This is a genomic window from Pseudomonas sp. B707 (assembly GCF_022496685.1).
Lineage (GTDB): Bacteria > Pseudomonadota > Gammaproteobacteria > Pseudomonadales > Pseudomonadaceae > Aquipseudomonas > Aquipseudomonas paraglycinae.
The window spans coordinates 296,177-312,985 of the sequence record NZ_WTVE01000031.1 but is presented as its reverse complement, the minus strand read 5'-3'; the positions used below and the strand labels follow the sequence as shown (position 1 = coordinate 312,985).

Annotated in this window: 16 protein-coding genes; 6 read left to right on the top strand and 10 right to left on the bottom strand. The window is 60.6% G+C overall.

Features of this window, described 5'->3' with window-relative positions; translation table 11 throughout:
* The first annotated feature begins 67 nt into the window (after nt 1–67).
* Entirely contained in the window at nt 68–430 is a 363-nt protein-coding gene (locus GQX66_RS20465) for a diacylglycerol kinase (protein ID WP_003222276.1), read from the top strand.
* Here GQX66_RS20465 and GQX66_RS20460 read toward each other — a convergent pair.
* A complete protein-coding gene (locus tag GQX66_RS20460) occupies nt 427–1,353 on the bottom strand; it encodes a LysR family transcriptional regulator (RefSeq protein ID WP_011332748.1) in 927 nt (308 codons plus the stop codon). The genes GQX66_RS20465 and GQX66_RS20460 overlap by 4 nt on opposite strands.
* A 144-nt stretch (nt 1,354–1,497) precedes the next feature.
* On the opposite strand from GQX66_RS20460, the gene fpr reads away from it, so the two are divergent.
* On the top strand, nt 1,498–2,277 hold the full coding sequence (gene fpr / locus GQX66_RS20455; protein WP_007908723.1) for a ferredoxin-NADP reductase: 780 nt from the start codon (nt 1,498–1,500) through the stop codon (nt 2,275–2,277).
* Between the two features lie 125 nt (nt 2,278–2,402).
* Here fpr and tsaA read toward each other — a convergent pair whose 3' ends face one another.
* The 6 genes from tsaA to rimO all read right to left on the bottom strand — a co-directional run bounded on the left by tsaA (nt 2,403) and on the right by rimO (nt 7,469).
* On the bottom strand, nt 2,403–3,101 hold the full coding sequence (gene tsaA, locus GQX66_RS20450) for a tRNA (N6-threonylcarbamoyladenosine(37)-N6)-methyltransferase TrmO (RefSeq protein WP_165369569.1): 699 nt from the start codon (nt 3,099–3,101) through the stop codon (nt 2,403–2,405).
* A 183-nt stretch (nt 3,102–3,284) separates the two neighbouring features.
* The gene (locus GQX66_RS20445; protein WP_085748158.1) at nt 3,285–4,055 is read right to left on the bottom strand and encodes an SDR family oxidoreductase; all 771 of its coding nucleotides are present in this window, start codon (nt 4,053–4,055) and stop codon (nt 3,285–3,287) included.
* A 156-nt stretch (nt 4,056–4,211) separates the two neighbouring features.
* A complete protein-coding gene (locus GQX66_RS20440) occupies nt 4,212–4,679 on the bottom strand; it encodes a DUF1456 family protein (RefSeq protein ID WP_085748159.1) in 468 nt (155 codons plus the stop codon).
* Between the two features lie 73 nt (nt 4,680–4,752).
* Complete coding sequence (locus GQX66_RS20435; protein ID WP_102717225.1) at nt 4,753–5,463, bottom strand: rRNA pseudouridine synthase; 711 nt, start codon at nt 5,461–5,463, stop codon at nt 4,753–4,755.
* Between the two features lie 83 nt (nt 5,464–5,546).
* Nucleotides 5,547–6,020, bottom strand: a complete 474-nt coding sequence (locus tag GQX66_RS20430) for a GNAT family N-acetyltransferase (RefSeq protein ID WP_041475157.1) — start codon at nt 6,018–6,020, stop codon at nt 5,547–5,549.
* Between the two features lie 111 nt (nt 6,021–6,131).
* Nucleotides 6,132–7,469 carry a 30S ribosomal protein S12 methylthiotransferase RimO gene (gene rimO / locus GQX66_RS20425; protein WP_085748160.1) on the bottom strand — a complete coding sequence of 446 codons (1,338 nt, stop codon included), beginning with the start codon at nt 7,467–7,469 and terminating at the stop codon, nt 6,132–6,134.
* 288 nt (nt 7,470–7,757) lie between these two features.
* Here rimO and GQX66_RS20420 point away from each other — a divergent pair, with 288 nt between their 5' ends.
* Nucleotides 7,758–9,659, top strand: a complete 1,902-nt coding sequence (locus GQX66_RS20420) for a potassium transporter Kup (protein ID WP_236188157.1) — start codon at nt 7,758–7,760, stop codon at nt 9,657–9,659.
* Between the two features lie 65 nt (nt 9,660–9,724).
* On the opposite strand, the gene GQX66_RS20415 is transcribed toward GQX66_RS20420, so the two are convergent.
* Entirely contained in the window at nt 9,725–10,051 is a 327-nt protein-coding gene (locus GQX66_RS20415) for a DUF3077 domain-containing protein (protein WP_085748162.1), read from the bottom strand.
* 500 nt (nt 10,052–10,551) lie between these two features.
* On the opposite strand from GQX66_RS20415, the gene GQX66_RS20410 reads away from it, so the two are divergent.
* Genes GQX66_RS20410 through GQX66_RS20400 form a run of 3 tightly spaced genes read left to right on the top strand, consistent with a single transcriptional unit; the run spans nt 10,552 to nt 12,687 of the window.
* A complete protein-coding gene (locus GQX66_RS20410) occupies nt 10,552–11,319 on the top strand; it encodes a MarR family transcriptional regulator (RefSeq protein WP_240870967.1) in 768 nt (255 codons plus the stop codon).
* A gap of 1 nt (nt 11,320) precedes the next feature.
* Entirely contained in the window at nt 11,321–12,019 is a 699-nt protein-coding gene (locus GQX66_RS20405; protein WP_085748163.1) for a hypothetical protein, read from the top strand.
* A complete protein-coding gene (locus tag GQX66_RS20400; RefSeq protein ID WP_085748164.1) occupies nt 12,016–12,687 on the top strand; it encodes a serine/threonine protein phosphatase in 672 nt (223 codons plus the stop codon). Before GQX66_RS20405 ends, GQX66_RS20400 begins: the two co-directional genes overlap by 4 nt.
* Nucleotides 12,688–12,792: 105 nt before the next feature.
* Here GQX66_RS20400 and GQX66_RS20395 read toward each other — a convergent pair whose 3' ends face one another.
* Together GQX66_RS20395 and mprF are read right to left on the bottom strand one after the other, a co-directional pair.
* Nucleotides 12,793–14,088, bottom strand: a complete 1,296-nt coding sequence (locus GQX66_RS20395) for an AcvB/VirJ family lysyl-phosphatidylglycerol hydrolase (protein ID WP_011332755.1) — start codon at nt 14,086–14,088, stop codon at nt 12,793–12,795.
* Nucleotides 14,088–16,727 (bottom strand): bifunctional lysylphosphatidylglycerol flippase/synthetase MprF, encoded by a 2,640-nt coding sequence (mprF, locus tag GQX66_RS20390; protein ID WP_085655596.1) that lies wholly within the window; start codon nt 16,725–16,727, stop codon nt 14,088–14,090. Before mprF ends, GQX66_RS20395 begins: the two co-directional genes overlap by 1 nt.
* Between the last annotated feature and the right edge of the window lie 82 nt (nt 16,728–16,809).

Sequence of the window (16,809 nt, the reverse complement as noted above, 5' to 3'; positions counted from 1 at the left end):
GTCTTCACGCTTTTTTGACTTTCGTTGATCTAGCTTCCCCACTTCCTTTCGGTCGGTTATCTACTTTATGTCACCTTTCAAGGGCCAGACGGGCCTGAAACGCATCCTCAACGCTTCCGGTTACTCGCTGGACGGCTTGCGCGCCGCCTTCACTGGCGAAGCCGCATTCCGCCAGTTGGTGCTGCTTAACGTGGTACTGATTCCGCTGACGTTTTTCCTCAATGTCAGCCGGGTCGAGCAGGCGCTGCTGATCGCCGTGTGCCTGCTGGCGCTGATCGTCGAGCTGTTGAATTCAGCGGTGGAGGCGGCCATCGACCGTATCTCGCTGGAGTTGCACCCGCTGTCCAAGAACGCCAAGGACATGGGCAGTGCCGCGCAATTCGTGGCACTGAGCATGATCGCCCTGGTGTGGGCGGTGATTCTGCTCTAAGCGATGCTCGGCAGAACGATCTCGTCGCTGCGCTGGACCCCGGCGGTGAAGGCGCGGCACAGATCGAGGAATTCGCGCATGGCGGAGGTCTGGTACTTCTGCTTGTGCCAGATGAAATAGAACTGCCGCGCCAGATCCAGATCCGGCGTCTCCACCGGCACCAGGCTGCCGCGACGGAAGGCGTCACGCAGCGCCAGGCGCGAGATGCAGCCAATCCCCAGACCTGATTCCACCGCGCGTTTGATCGCTTCGGTGTGTTCCAGCTCCAGCCGGATGTTCAGCGCGCTGCGATGATGACGCATCGCCTGATCGAAGGTCAGGCGCGTCCCCGACCCCTGTTCCCGCAAAATCCATGCTTCATGAGTCAATTCCTCCATGGTCGCGCTGCCGCGCTTGGCCAACGGATGCTGTGGGGCGCAGAACACCACCAGTTCATCCTCGACCCAGCTTTGCACCTCGATGTCCGGGTGGCTGCAATCGCCCTCGATTAGACCCAGATCAATTTCGTAATGAGCCACTTGTTGCACGATATTGGCAGTGTTCTGCACATGCAGCTTCACCTGGCTTTCGGGGTGGCGCTGCATGAAACCGCCGATCAGCAGGGTCGCCAGGTAATTGCCGATGGTCAGGGTCGCGCCCACCGACAGCGAGCCGAAACCGGATTTGCCGTTGAGCAGGTCTTCGATTTCCTTGGCCTGATCGAGCAGGGCCACCGCTTGTGGCAACAACTGTTTGCCGAGGGCGTTGAGGCTCAGGCGTTTACCGGCGCGGTCGAACAGCTGGCAGCTGGACTGGCGCTCCAGTTCGGTGATGGACGTGCTGGCAGCCGATTGCGACAGGTTGAGCAGACCCGCAGCACGGGACACGCTTTCCTGCTGGGCGACGGCGACGAAGACTTGCAGTTGACGAAGAGTAAATCGCATATCGATATAACCGATAACCCTTATCTTAATAATCCAGTTAACAGATATTGTCGGCGCTATTAGAATGCGATGCAATTGCGCACCGTCGGCATTCTTCAACACGAGCCGGGCAGGCGCAGATCAATCTCCAGGAGTCCCACGTACATGAGCAACATGAACCACGAGCGTGTCCTCAGTGTTCATCACTGGAACGACACTCTGTTCAGCTTCAAGTGCACCCGCGATCCGGGCTTGCGCTTCGAGAACGGTCAGTTCGTGATGATCGGCCTGCAACAGCCAAACGGCCGCCCGCTTATGCGCGCTTACTCGATCGCCAGCCCGAACTGGGAAGAGCATCTCGAGTTCTTCAGCATCAAGGTGCAGGACGGTCCGCTGACCTCCCAGCTGCAGCACCTGAAGGAAGGCGACGAGATCATCATCTCGAAAAAACCGACCGGCACCCTGGTGCTGGACGACCTGAACCCGGGCAAGCACCTGTATCTGCTGAGCACCGGCACCGGTCTGGCGCCGTTCATGAGCGTGATCCAAGACCCGGAAACCTACGAGCGCTTCGAGAAAGTGATCCTGGTTCACGGTGTTCGTTACGTCAACGAAGTCGCCTACCGCGAATTCATCACCGAGCACCTGCCGCAGAACGAGTTCTTCGGCGAGGCGCTGCGTGACAAGCTGATCTACTACCCGACCGTGACCCGCGAACCGTTCGAGAATCAGGGCCGTCTGACCGACCTGATGCGCAGCGGCAAGCTGTTCAGCGACATCGGCCTGCCACCGATCAACCCGCAGGACGACCGCGCGATGATCTGCGGCAGCCCGAGCATGCTCGACGAGACCAGCGAAGTGCTCGACAGCTTCGGCCTGAAGATCTCGGCGCGTATGCGCGAGCCGGGTGACTACCTGATCGAGCGCGCATTCGTCGAGAAGTAAGCTGTTTATAGGTGACGCAGAGCGTCACTGGATGCATTCCCACGCAGACGGTTCGACGCCTCGACGTGGGAACGATCAGCCCGCGTTGCCTGAGAAGGCAGCGCGGGCTTTTTCGTTTTCGCGATTCAGTCAGCGGCGGGGATGACTTCCAGAACGCGGATCTGCTCAGGCACAGGGTAGTGCCAGCGCACATCCAGATCCCAGAACTGCGCACCGTATTCGCGTTCGGGCGCGGGCGTCTGATAGGCCGGGCGCGGATCTTGGGCCAGGCACTGCTCGATCAGCTCGACCAGCGGCTCGGCCAGGCGCTGAGCGTGCGTGTGCGCCTGTTGCAGCGCCGCGTCCGTCCACTGCACGTCGATCAGTTGCGGCGCGGCACTGGCGATGCTGTTGGAAGCGTCAGCAATGATGTCGGCGTAGGGCACGTAGGGTTTGACGTCGAGAATCGGCGTGCCGTCCAGCAAGTCGATGCCGGAGATGAACAGGCGGTTGGCCTCGACCTTGTCCAGTTTCACCACCGACTGACCGATGCCGTTCGGCCGGTGCGTGGCGCGGGTGGCGAACACGCCCATCGACTTGTTGCCACCGAGGCGCGGAGGGCGGACTTTGAGTCGCGGCTTGTCTTCCAGCGCCTGATGGAACAGGAACAGCAGCCAGACATGACTGACCTGCTCCAGCCCTTGCACCGCGTCACCCTGATCGAAGGGTGCCACCAGTTCCAGCACGCCACGGGCGGCGGGGGCCAGTTGCGGCTGGCGCGGGATGGCGAACTTCTCCTTGAAGCAGGAGCGGACGAAGCCGATGGGGGAGACGCTGTAAGTCATGGTTTGCATTCGAAGCGGAGCAGGGCGGGCATGATAACCCGTCCGGCCGCCAGTCTGGTGCTGGCAGACCTGACGCTATCGCCGGCAAGCCAGCTCCCACAGGGTTCGCGGGAGTTCGCATCATGTGTGTACACCAAAAGACCTGTGGGAGCTGGCTTACCAGCGATAGCCTCACCGCCGATATCAGAGACTAAACCCGCCATCCAGCGGAATGATATTCCCGGTCATGTACGCCCCGGCGGTACTCGCCAGGCTGATCGCCAGCGCAGCCATCTCTTCCTCACGCCCCCAGCGTTTCATCGGGATCAGCGCAGTGTCTTCGGCCAGCGCCTGCTGGTCGCTGCCGATGTGCTGGGTCATTTTGCTCGGGAAGCGTCCCGGCGCGATGACATTGACGTTGATGTGCTGGCTCACCAGTTCCCGGGCGAGAATCCGCGACAGTTGATGCAGGGCCGCTTTGCTCGGTCCGTAGGCATAGGCCTGTTCACCGAAAGACGAGATCCCCGCTACCGAGCCGATGTTGATGATCCGCGCCGGATTGGCCGCCGACCCGGATTGGCGCAGCAACGGCAGAAACTGCTGGATGCAACTGAACACCGAGGTCACGTTGAGTTGCATGACTTTCTCCCAGCCCTTGACCGGGTAGCTCTCCAGCGGCGCGCCCCAAGTGGTGCCGGCGTTGTTCACCAGAATGTCCAGATGAGTGATCTGCTCGCCCAGTCGCGCGGCCAGCTCTTTCACGCCTTCTTCTGTCGCCAGATTCGCCGCCATGCCATGACACGTGCCCAGGGCACTGAGTTCTTCAGCGGTTTGATGACAGGCTTCCGCGTCACGGGAGCAGACGTACACGCGGGCGCCTGCTTCGACAAACGCCTTGGCGATCATTTTGCCGATACCACGGGTGCCGCCGGTCACCAGGGCGGTGCGGCCTTGCAGGGAGAAATACGGGTGCATGGCGAATCCTGAGGGCTAGGGTTCAGTACACCCTAGTCGCCGGCTGCGAAAAGCGGAGCCACTATTTTTGGAAGGAATGGGAGGCCATAGGGCCAGCTTCAAGTTGCGAGCGTCGAGCTACGAGTAAAAGCTTGCAGCTCGACGCCTGTCGCTGCTTTACGCTCTCACGCGGAGCGTGAGCCCCTTGAGGAAATTGCGCAGCAACTGATCGCCGCACGGGCGGTAGTTGGTGTGGCCGACCTTGCGGAACAGCGCACTCAGCTCAGGCTTGGACACCGGGAAGTCGGCAGCCTTGAGGATCGCGTGCATGTCGTCTTCCTTCAGTTCGAAGGCCACGCGCAGCTTTTTCAGGATGATGTTGTTGGTCACCGGCAGTTCGATCGGCAGCGGCGGACGGCTTTCGTCCTTGCCGCGCTTGAAGATCACCAGACCGTCGAGGAAGTGCGCGATGACTTCGTCCGGGCAGCGCACGAAACCTTCTTCGTCTTCTTCTTTCTTGTCGAGGTACGTCACGACATCGGCAAGCGTGACGTCCAGGCCGCCGAGTTTGATGATCTCGACCACTTTCTTGTCGCTGATGTCGAGCATGTAGCGCACGCTGCGCAGAACGTCGTTGTGAACCATGTGTGCAATCCTGATTGTTCGCTGTGGGCACCGAGCGGGGCGCGATGCCGGAATGTAGGGTGGCTTGCGAGCCTTAGAATTTCTCTTTGCCGGACAGGTAGCGCCATTGGCCGACCGGCACCTTGCCGATGGACACGCCGCCGATGCGGATGCGGCGGATGCCGATGACCTTCAGGCCGACCGCTTCGCAGAACTGGGCGATGATCCCCGGCTGCGGGTTTTTCATGGCGAAGCGCAGACGGTTTTCGTTCTGCCAGCTGGCCTTGACCGGCGGCAGTTCCTTTCCCTTGTGGGTGAGGCCGTGCTGCAGGCGATTGAGGCCGTGGGCAACCATGTCGCCTTCGACTTCGACCACGTATTCCTGCTCGATCTTGGCCGCGTCTGCGGTGAGCTTGCGCAACACCTTCCAGTCCTGGGTGAACACCAGCAGGCCGCTGGCCTTGGGTTGCAGGTCGGCGCTGGCGGTCAGGCGCAGGAAGTGCCCGCGCAGCGGACGCTTGCCGTAGCGGTGTTCTTCGCTGAGGGTTTCGGCGTTCAGCGACTGCATGGCGCTGTCGACATCCACGCCGGCCGGCACGTTGAGCAGGATGGTCACCGGCTCCGGCGCGGTGGCCTTGGCGTCCTTGTCGAGCTCGACCTTTTGGTCGCCGACCTTGAACTGCGGCTCGTCGATGACTTCGCCGTCCACGGTGACCCAGCCGCCCTCGATGAACAGCTCGGCCTCCCGGCGGGAGCAACCGACCAGCTCGATGAGGCGTTTGGAGAGGCGAATCGGGTCAGTCATGACAGGGGCCGTAACAAAAAAGGGGTGGGCATTGTACCTGCCTGGGGCCGGTTAAGCCCGATTGCATTTGCGCCGTGTGGCTTTTAGCCGCGTACGGCGCGCTGCTCCGGTTGTTTCAGGCGCATGTGCAACAGCGGATACGGCTGGCCCATGCCATCGACTTCCGAGCGGCCGATCACCTCGAACCCTTGCTTGAAGTAAAACCCCAGGGCCTGCGGGTTTTGTTCGTTGACGTCCAGTTCGTCGGCGTTCAGGTGCTCCATCGCGTACTTCAGCAGTTTCTTGCCAAGGCCCTGACCGCGATGGGCCGGGTCGATGAACAGCATTTCGATCTTGCCCGCCGCAACCCCGGCAAACCCGGTGATGCGCTGGTGGCTGTCCCGGGTGCAGATCAGCATCACCGCATCGAGGTAGCGGGTCAGCACCAGATTCTTCAGCAGCTCGATGTAGGATTCCGGCAGGAAATCATGAGTCGCGCGGACCGAGGCCTCCCAGACCCGGGTCAGTTCCTGATAATCGCTGAGTTTCGGCGTGTGGATGACCGAGTGGTGACGCATGCCCGATAGCCTCTTTGTCATGGATGAGGGAGTCCTTCCCACCCCAAACGATAGCCGTAAAAAAGCCCCGCATCTCGTAAAAGAGAGCGGGGCTTTCTGTATTTTTCGCGCTTAGATCTGTTCGGCCCAGAGGTCGTATTCGTCGGCGTCGGTCACCTTGCACCAGACCTTGTCGCCCGGCTTGAGGTTGCTGCCGTTGTCGATGAACACGTTGCCGTCGATTTCCGGGGCATCGAAGAAGCAGCGGCCGACCGCGCCTTGCTCGTCGACTTCGTCCACCAGCACTTCGATTTCACGGCCGATGCGCATTTGCAGGCGCGCCGAACTGATGGCCTGCTGGTGCGCCATGAAGCGTTCCCAGCGGTCCTGCTTGACGTCGTCCGGAACCACTTCCAGATCCAGATCGTTGGCTGGAGCGCCTTCGACCGGCGAATACTGGAAGCAGCCGACGCGGTCGAGCTGGGCTTCGGTCAGCCAGTCCAGCAGGTACTGGAAGTCTTCTTCGGTTTCGCCGGGGAAGCCGACGATGAAGGTCGAACGGATGATCAGGTCCGGGCAGATTTCGCGCCAGTTCTTGATCCGCGCCAGGGTCTTGTCTTCGAACGCCGGGCGTTTCATCGACTTGAGGACTTTCGGGCTGGCGTGCTGGAACGGAATGTCCAGGTACGGCAGGATCTTGCCGGCGGCCATCAGCGGGATCAGTTCGTCGACGTGCGGGTACGGGTAAACGTAGTGCAGACGGACCCAGACGCCGAGGGTGCTCAGCGCTTCGCACAGTTCGGTCATGCGGGTTTTCACCGGCGCGCCGTTCCAGAAACCGGTGCGGTACTTGACGTCAACGCCGTAGGCACTGGTGTCCTGGGAAATCACCAGCAGTTCCTTCACGCCGGACTTGACCAGACGCTGGGCTTCGTCGAGCACATCGCCAACCGGACGGCTGACCAGTTTGCCGCGCATCGACGGGATGATGCAGAAGCTGCAGCTGTGGTTGCAGCCTTCGGAAATCTTCAGGTACGCGTAGTGGCGCGGGGTCAGCTTGATGCCTTGCGGCGGCACCAGGTCGATCAGCGGGTTGTGATCCTGCTTCGGCGGCACGACTTCGTGCACCGCGTTGACCACTTGCTCGTACTGCTGCGGACCGGTGACGGCCAGCACGCTCGGGTGCACGTCACGGATATTGCCTTCTTCCACGCCCATGCAGCCGGTCACGATGACCTTGCCGTTTTCCTTGATCGCTTCGCCGATGACTTCCAGCGATTCGGCCTTGGCCGAGTCGATGAAGCCGCAGGTGTTGACCACGACCACGTCGGCGTCCTGATAGGTGGACACCACGTCATAGCCTTCCATGCGCAGCTGGGTCAGGATGCGCTCGGAGTCGACCAGTGCTTTCGGGCAACCCAGAGAAACGAAGCCAACCTTTGGATTGGCCGGCGCAGGAGTGGTGGACATGTCTAACCTCGGTGTTTTGTGACGTCGCTTGCCTGATGGCAGAAGCCGACGGACGGGCGCTTGAAGTGCGCCTCTGATCAAAAAGTGCGCAATTCTAGCGACGAGCAGCGCACTTGACCAGCTTTATGCAGGGAAATACGACGAGTGCTGCGCTATGCTTCGCGCCGTTGCGCTTTACTGAATTTTTACAGTCAAGAAAACGTCTGTTACAGGGCGTAAAAACGCGCATGCTGCACACAAAGCATAGTGCTTCATCTAAGAAGCCGGTCTGGGAATCAGGAGTGTTGGATGGGTCAGGCAAGTAGTCACGCGGCAGGCGCCGAAGGTTCGGCCACCAAGCCGCTGAGCATGCTGGTCGCGGCGGTCGGGGTAGTTTACGGCGACATCGGCACGAGCCCGTTGTACACCCTCAAAGAAGTGTTTTCCGGCGCTTACGGCGTGCCTGTCAATCACGACGGAGTGCTCGGCATTCTGTCGCTGATTTTCTGGTCGCTGATCTGGGTCGTTTCAATCAAGTACATGATGTTCGTCCTGCGCGCCGACAACCAGGGCGAAGGCGGGATCATGGCGCTCACCGCGCTGGCCCGTCGGGCGGCGGCGGGGCGCAAGCGGTTGCGTACGTTGCTGGTGGTCTGCGGGCTGATCGGCGCGGCGCTGTTCTATGGCGACAGCATGATCACCCCGGCGATTTCCGTGCTCTCGGCCATTGAAGGTCTGGGCCTGGCATTTGACGGGATCGACCATTGGGTCGTGCCGTTGTCGTTGGTGGTGCTGGTCGGGTTGTTTCTGATCCAGAGCCATGGCACAGCACGGATCGGCATTCTGTTCGGGCCGATCATGGTCACCTGGTTCCTGGTCCTCGGCGCGCTCGGCGTGTACGGGATCAGCCACACTCCCGAAGTGCTGCACGCGATGAATCCGGCGTGGGCGGTGCGGTTCTTTACCGTCCACCCTGGCATGGGTGTGGCCATCCTCGGCGCCGTGGTGCTGGCGCTGACCGGTGCCGAAGCGCTGTACGCCGACATGGGCCACTTCGGTCGCAAGCCGATTGCCCGTGCGTGGTTCCTGCTGGTGCTGCCGGCGCTGGTGCTGAACTACTTCGGTCAGGGCGCCTTGCTGCTGGACAACCCCGAAGCGGCGCGCAACCCGTTCTACCTGCTGGCCCCAAGCTGGGCTTTGATTCCGCTGGTCGGCCTGTCGACCCTGGCCACGGTGATTGCCTCTCAGGCGGTGATTTCCGGCGCGTTCTCCCTGACCCGTCAGGCGATCCAGCTCGGTTACATTCCGCGCATGTACATCCAGCACACCTCCAGCGACGAGCAGGGCCAGATCTACATCGGTGCCGTGAACTGGTCGCTGATGGTCGGCGTGGTGTTGCTGGTGATCGGCTTCGAATCCTCCGGCGCCCTGGCTTCGGCCTACGGCGTGGCGGTGACCGGCACGATGCTGATGACCACGATTCTAGTCTCGGCAGTCATGCTGCTGCTGTGGAAATGGCCACCGATTCTGGCGGTGCCGGTGCTGCTCGGCTTCCTGCTGGTGGACGGCCTGTACTTCGCCGCCAACGTGCCGAAGATCGTCCAGGGCGGTGCCTTCCCGGTAATCGCCGGTATCGCGCTGTTCGTGCTGATGACCACCTGGAAGCGCGGCAAGCAACTGCTGGTCGAACGCCTCGACGAAGGCGCGCTGCCCCTGCCGATCTTCATCAGCAGCATCCGCGTCCAGCCGCCGCACCGTGTGCAGGGTACAGCCGTGTTCCTCACCGCCCGCTCCGACGCGGTGCCGCACGCGTTGTTGCACAACCTGTTGCACAACCAGGTGCTGCATGAGCAAGTGGTGCTGCTGACTGTCGTTTACGAAGACATCCCGCGCGTTCCGCCATCGCGGCGCTTCGAAGTCGAAGCACACGGCGAAGGCTTCTTCCGGGTGATCCTGCACTTCGGCTTCACCGACGAACCGGACGTGCCGCAGGCACTGAAACTATGCCATCTGGACGACCTCGACTTCAGCCCGATGCGCACCACCTACTTCCTCAGCCGCGAAACGGTCATCGCCTCGAAACTCGAAGGCATGGCCCGTTGGCGTGAAGCGCTGTTTGCATTCATGTTGAAGAACGCCAACGGGAACCTGCGGTTCTTCAATCTGCCGCTGAATAGGGTGATTGAGTTGGGGACGCAGGTGGAGATGTAAACCGGCGTCATCGAAGAGCCCCCGTCAGCCTTGTGGCTGGCGGGGGCTTTTTCGTTTTTGTGCCGTTACATGCTTTCTGGCAGTTCTGCCTCAGATTCGGTCTTCGTTCTCGCAGGTCGCGGCATCAGAGCCTTCATCACGTCGTCGACCAAGGCCTTGCCGACTATCGTCAGGTAATGCGCGGCCCAGGCGTGGCGGTCGCTTTCCTTGTCGTAGGCGGCATCCTCGGCGAAGGATTTGGCGAGAAACAGCAAGTCTGAAGCCTGGGACAGTGCTTCGACGATGGGAACGCCGGAGCGAACGTTGAGTAACGCCTGATCCGAGCTGTAGAGGAAAGAGGTGAAACCGATGGTTGTGAGGTCTGCGGGGGACGGCGATTTCGTTTCGGTCATGGTGCTACTCCTTGGTTCGAGGAGCTGCGACTTCCGTTACCACACGAAAGGGAGGCAGCTGTACGCAGGGTGGTAAACCGGGAACCAAGGAAACCGGCACGCCCGAAGGCGTCCCACGCACAGCTGCCATAACTCGAGATCACAGAAATGAAAGTGCCTGTGATTTAGATGAGGGCGCTGTTGCGCTGGTTTGTCCGGGTTACCACACCCGATCACTGAAGGGTCAGCGACCTCTGGAGAGTATCCCGTCGAAAAACAGCGCAACAGGGCGGCAAAGTGCCCAAACACGAGATTAGGAGTTTGCCTACAAGGTATGCGGACGTCATCTGATATTGCTACACCGGTCAGCGGAACTAAGGTGGCGAGCAATTTCAGGGACGGTGGATTTTGTGTGGGCACCACAACAAGTGAGGCCGAATAAAAGACTTGACGATCAGATATTCTGAATGAGACAAGTGTCCACGTTTTATGGAATGTGGACACTTGGAGTTTTAGGCTTCATGAAGAGTCAAGATATTTTGCTTTTGTTCAAGATGGCCAGCCTTCACGCTCAGGAGGAAAACCTCCTTGGTGTAATGGAGTCAGAGTCGAATTCGAACAAGGTTGAGGAGCTGTTGAAGCCTTATGTGGTCAGCCAAATGACCGCAGGAGGACAGGTAGGGCAGCCATTGGTCACCTACTCCACTGACGGTGAAGATACTGTATTCCGTCGACAGGACTTCGATTCGCCCCTGGACGATGAGGCGGGGTGGGAAGGGTGGTCGGAGCCGGTAGCTGTCCCGCCGCTGGCAAGCTGGAGTGAGGCTTACTCATTGCGGGCGTTGTCTGCCGCTCTCGGGCTAAGCAAAAGCGAGGTATCAAATTCCCTCGCCAGATGTCGTGAGTCCGGTCTGCTCACCAATGACTACGACACGGGGCTTGCGAAAGTTAATCGGCGGCAGCTACTAAGCATCACCGAGCACGCTCTAAAGTATTTTTTCCCCGTAAAGCCCGGCGCAATGGTTCGCGGTATCCCGACGGGTTTCGCAGCCCCGGCACTGTCCAAAAGCATCAAAAGTGCAGGCGGACTGATTCCGGTCTGGCCTGATGCATTTGGAACGGAGCGTGGTCAGGCGATAGAGCCGCTCTACAAGACAGTGCCGGAAGCCGTGAAAAAGGACAGGATTCTTTACCACTATCTTGCGCTTGCTGATGCAATCCGCCTTGGAGGCCCGCGAGAGGGCGGTGTCGCGGTCAATATTCTAAAAGCAGGGATGGGACTGAAATAACATGTCATCAAACGCTGATCACAACTACGAGCTGATAGAGTTTGTCGCCGAAGGCTTGGGAGAGGCGTTTCTCGTGGAGGTTGCGTTTGTTGGAGGTTGCACCACAGCCATGCTGGTAACCGATCCTGTTGTGCTGGACGACATTCGTTTCACCGATGATGTTGACCTGGTGATCGAGCTGGCGGGTATTAGCGCCTGGCAGCAGCTTACCGAACGATTGTCGGCCAGGAATTTCAAGATTACCGGCGAGGATGAAGTCAACTGTCGTTTCCGCTTCAACGATATCGTCGTTGATGTGATGCCATCTGATCCCGAGGTTCTCGGATATGCCAACCGCTGGTTTGTAGAGGGCTTGGCACGGGCTGATAAATTTACATTGCCCAGCGGTACCGTAATCCAGATATTCAAACCGACCTATTTTCTTGCGACAAAACTGGAAGCCTTCACCGGTCGGGGCGGTGGCGATCCATACCATAAAGATGTCGAGGACATCATTATCTTGATTGATGGACGTCCAGAGCTTTTAGAAGAGGTTCGACAAGCGGATTCCGAGCTAAAGGAGTTCATCACGACTGGAGTTCGAGCACTCAGGGGGCTCGGTGGCGTCGACTATGTGATTGAAAGCTCTGGCTCGGTACAAGCCAATCCGGGAAGAGGGCAAATCATTCATGGGCGCATGAAAGAACTGGGCAGCGCATGAAATACCACGCCAGATCGCTAACGGGGCGAGCCAGGCAAACCAATCATGACTTTGCTGGAGCGCTCTGTGATGGAGAGAGCGGCGTATTTGTTATCGCAGACGGTACTTCGAGGGTTGGCAGCGGCCAGTTGGCTGAGTCCTTTGTGAAAAGTGTTTTAGCGGTCTGGTCAAAACACTTTGATCAGGGCCTCGATATCACTGAGTACGGAGCGGTTGAACAGGTACTGGTTTCTATGCTGGCCGACCTCCATCCCGTCTTGTTTGCAAGCCAGACAGGCGCCGCTTGTTATGTGATGGGTGTCGCTGCTCATGGCAAACTCACGCTTGCGTATGAGGGTGATTGTTCTTGCGGTGTTGTGACGTCGGCAGGCGTGATCGAATGGATTACGTCGCCGCACTGTAAAGCCAATTGGAGGCGTGACCGTTCCCACTTCGAGCTGGCGCAGGATCCGGCTCGGCACCGGGTGACTCGATGCTTGAAGGTGAGTCGCCCACCGACCCCTGACTTTGTGTTTCATCCGTTGGGTTTAAGAGAGCGACTGGTGTTTGCAACCGATGGCTTTTGGGCGGAGCTAACCGAGTCGCAGCAAAGCAGCTTGTTAGAATCGCCGGATGGCAGCTGTATCGAGGTTGAAGATGACATCACATGGATAGATGTTCAGTTTTAGTCTTGGCATCGATACAGGGTTTGACTGGCAGGAAGTGCTTCAAGTTTGCGTAAAAAAGCCCCCGCAACCCTAAGGTTGCGGGGGCTTTTTTGGGGGCGCTTCAGATCACTCTTCCGCCACCTGCGCCGAGTTCTGGCGCTTCTCGATCAGATCCACCAGACGCTTGGCCAGCGCCGGGTAGTTCTCGTCGAAGTGGTGGCCGCCAGGCAGTTTCACCGCTTCGCCCACCGCCGTCTTGTCGGTGCAGCCGCTTTCGTCGGTTTCTTCTTCACCGTAGATGCACACGACCTTGGCCGGTGGCAGTTTGGCCATTTCCGGTCCGGTGGCGGCTTCTTTGCCGGCGTTGCCGAGCCAGCCTTCGACTTCGATTTCGAAGCTGCCGGTGCGGGCGAAGGCCAGCAGGATGATTGCGTCGACGCGTTGCTGCTCGGTTTCCGGCAGGCGGTTGTAGATGGCCGGCAGGACGTCGGCGCCGAATGAGTAGCCGGTCAGGATGAAGCGCTTGGTGCCCCATTTCTGGCGGTAGTGCTGCATCAGTTCGGTCAGGTCCAGGGCGCTCTGTTCCGGGCTCTTGTGCTGCCAGTAGTAGCGCAGGGTGTCGATGCCGACCACCGGGTAGCCGATCTTGGCCATTTCGCCGGCCACGTCGCGGTCCAGATCGCGCCAGCCGCCGTCACCGGACAGGAACAGGGTCACGGTGTCCTTGGCCTGGCCGGCCGGGACTTCCACCACCGGGATCTGCAGGCCACCGTTGGCCTTGTCGCCGCCGACGAGGATCTTGCGCAGTTCGTTGTTCAGCACTTGCGGCAGGTTGATGTCGTAGTCGCTGATGCTGGTTTCTGCGTTCGGTTGATCGCGTACGAAACCGGCGCTGGTGTCGTCCGGGTTGTCGTTCCACGCCACCAGCCAGTGGCCGTGGGCGGCGGCTTTTGGCAGCAGGTGGGTGCAGCCGGGTTTTTCCAGGGCCAGGTCGACCGATACGGCTTGAGCCTTGTCGTCCTTCTGCTCGGACAGCCAGCGCCACGCCAGCACGGCGCCGGGGCCGATGCCGCTGACCAGGGTCGCCGGGCCGTTCAGTTCACGCAGGCCGGCTTGCAGGGCGCGGCTTTGCAGCAGGCAGTCCTTGGGCAGAATCACCTGAACGATCTGCGCCGAGGCGCTGCGGCTCAGGGTGCTCAGTTGCTTGTCGCTGAGTTTCTGGTCGTCGTTGACCGCCACCAGCACCTGCGCCTTGGGCTTGGTGCCGGGGATGACCCGGGTCATGGCGGCGCCATCGGCCGGGGTGAGCTGTTCGAGGGTCGGTTCCGGTGCCGGGCGTTTGAGGTACCAGAAACCGCCGCCGGCAATCGCGGCCAGCACCAGCAGTGCGACCAGGATGTACTTCAGGGAGCGTTGAATCATCAGCGTTTCACCAATCCAGTCAAGCCGCCCGCGATCAGGGCAGCAGTGTCGGCCAGCGCCACCAGCGGATCGAGTCCGGCGGGCACGGCCATATAACGGGGTTCCCAGTCAGGCTGGAACTTGTCTTTGAAGCGGCGCAAGCCTTGGAAGTTGTACAACTGCTCACCACGGCGGAAAACCATCGAGCCCAGACGCTGGGTCAGCGGTGCACCGCGCCGGGGTTGCAACCCCGACAGCGGCACCATGCCCAGGCTGAAGCGCGCGTATCCGTGACTCTTATAGTGTTGAATCAGACCGACCATCATGAATTCCATGGTCAGCTTGGGGGCGTCCGGGTGCGCGCGCATCAGGTCGAGACTGGCCAGGTCATGGCTGTAGGTCTCGAGCAGGTTGGCGAACGCCACCGGGCGACCTTCGAAGCGAATCACCGCAATGCGGAAATGCTTCAGGTAATCGTCGCTGAAACGGCCGAGGGAGAAGCCTTTCTCGCGCACGTTCTTGCCGGTCAGCCAGGCATCGGAAATCACCTTGAGCTCATCCATCGGCGCCTGGCCCGGCTCATGGATCTCCAGCGACAGGCCGTCACGGGTGCCACGGTTCCAGGTGTAGCGCAGGTCCTTCATCTCCTTTCCCTTGGCTTCCAGGTCAAAGCGATGCAGATCGACCCGGGCTTCCTCGCCCAGCTTGATTGCGGTCAGGCCGATGTCCATGTAGTACGGCAGGTTCTCGGCGCGCACCTGATAGAACACCGGGCGGGCGTGATGGATGTCGCACAGGTCGCGGAACTGCCAGATCATTTCGGCCCGTTGCTGGCCGGGGCCGATCGGGTCGTACAGGGCCACGAGGCTGCGGCCGCGACGGGCGTACATCAGGAAGGCTTCGTCGTTGGGATGAAACAGCAGCGCCTTGTCACCGGTCAGGGCCAGGCCACCGTCCGGTTGCGAGGAGGCCATCAGAATTTTCGAGGCGCGTTCCAGCTCATCGGGTGTCGGCAGGTGAATCACCGGGCGAGCAGTGCGCAGCAGCCAGGTCAAGGCAATCACCAGCAGCAACACGGCGGCGCCGAGCAGCGAGCGCAAGCCGCGCGGGGCGTCGGCGTCGAGGGTGAACTGCCACCACAGTTGATGGCTGTAAGGGACGTCCTGATAAGCGAACAGCAAAAGCCAGGTCGAAGCACCGAGTACGCACAGGCTGGCCACCAGATACAGCGGCGAGAACGGCAGTTCGGTCAGACGGCTCGGGCGGTAGAACGAACGGCGGAACACCCCCAGCAGCGCGGCGGTGAGGGTCATCAGGGTCGCTTCTTCCCAGTCGAAACCCTTGAGCAGCGAGAGCAGGGCGCCCACCAGCAACAGAATGGTGGTCAGCATCCACGCCGCCGATAACCGGCGACGCAGGCCCTGAGCGAGCATCAGGCACAGCACACCGATCAGGCTGGCGCCAAAGTGTGAGGCGTCGACCAGACGGTGAGGAATCAGAAAACCGATGTGTTCCAGGCGGGTGTCGATCTCTGGCGTCGCCCCGGAAAACAGCAGCACCACGCCGGACAGGAACACCAGCACCGCGAGAATCGGTGCCGCCAGACCGGAAGCCGCACGCATGGTCTGCGACTGAAACAGGCGCTGGCCTTCATTGAGCAGCAACAGCACGCAGGCCACCAGCAACGGCAGCACCACATAGATCAGGCGATACAGGAGCAGGGCAGCGGCCAGTGGCGCGGCGCCGAGCTTGTCGGCGAACGCGGCCAGCAGAATCGCTTCGAAGACCCCCACACCGCCCGGAACGTGACTGAGTACGCCGGCGGCCAGGGCCAGCAAGTAAACCAGCAGGAACGCACCGAAGGGTGGCGCTTCCGGCAGCAGCAGATAAAGGACGGTCGCAGCGGCGGCGACGTCGAGGGCGGTGATGACCAGTTGCAGGAACGTCAGGCGACGACCCGGCAGACGCAGGGTGCGACGACCGGCTCGGACCAGCAGGTTGTCCGGATAAGGCTGCTCCGGCAGGCGACGGCGATAGATGCCGATGGCCAGGATCGCGCCGAGCAGCAGCACCACGCCGGCAATCGTGCCCAACAAGGTCTCGGACAGCCCCAGTGCCTGTGAAGCCGCTGGCAGGTTGCTCAGGGTCGCAAGCGCGGCCAGCGGCGGCAGGGCGCAGCCCAGCGACAGGCTGGCGAACAGGGTCATGTGCGCGACTTCGGAAGCGCCCAGTCCATGTCGTGCATATAAACGGTAACGCACCGACCCACCGGACAGCATCGACAGGCCGATGGCGTTGCCGATGGCAAACGCGGTGAAACCGCCCAGTGCCAGCACTTTCGGCGCCAGCGTCACGCGGGCATAACGACTGGCCGACCATTCATAGCCGAGCAGGATAATGAAGCCGACGACCGTCGCACCGAGGGCACCGAGCAGGGCCGGTTTCGGCACGTCGAGAATCGAGTCGTGCAAGGCGTCGAGATCGAGTTCGCTGAGCAGATGGCGACAGGCAATCAGCGCAATGGCGAACAGCAGCAAAGTGACCGCCAGACCGATCGGTTGCCGGTATTTGCTGATCCGATCCAGCAGGCGCAAACGCTCAGGTTTGATCGGTGGGTTTGCTGTGACGGTGTCTTGTGAATCAGACGAGTTGGCGCGCATCAATCACCTCTTGGATTGTGCGCGACAGGATGGAGGTATCCAGCCAAGTTACCAATCCCTGTAGAAAAAAATAATCACAAAA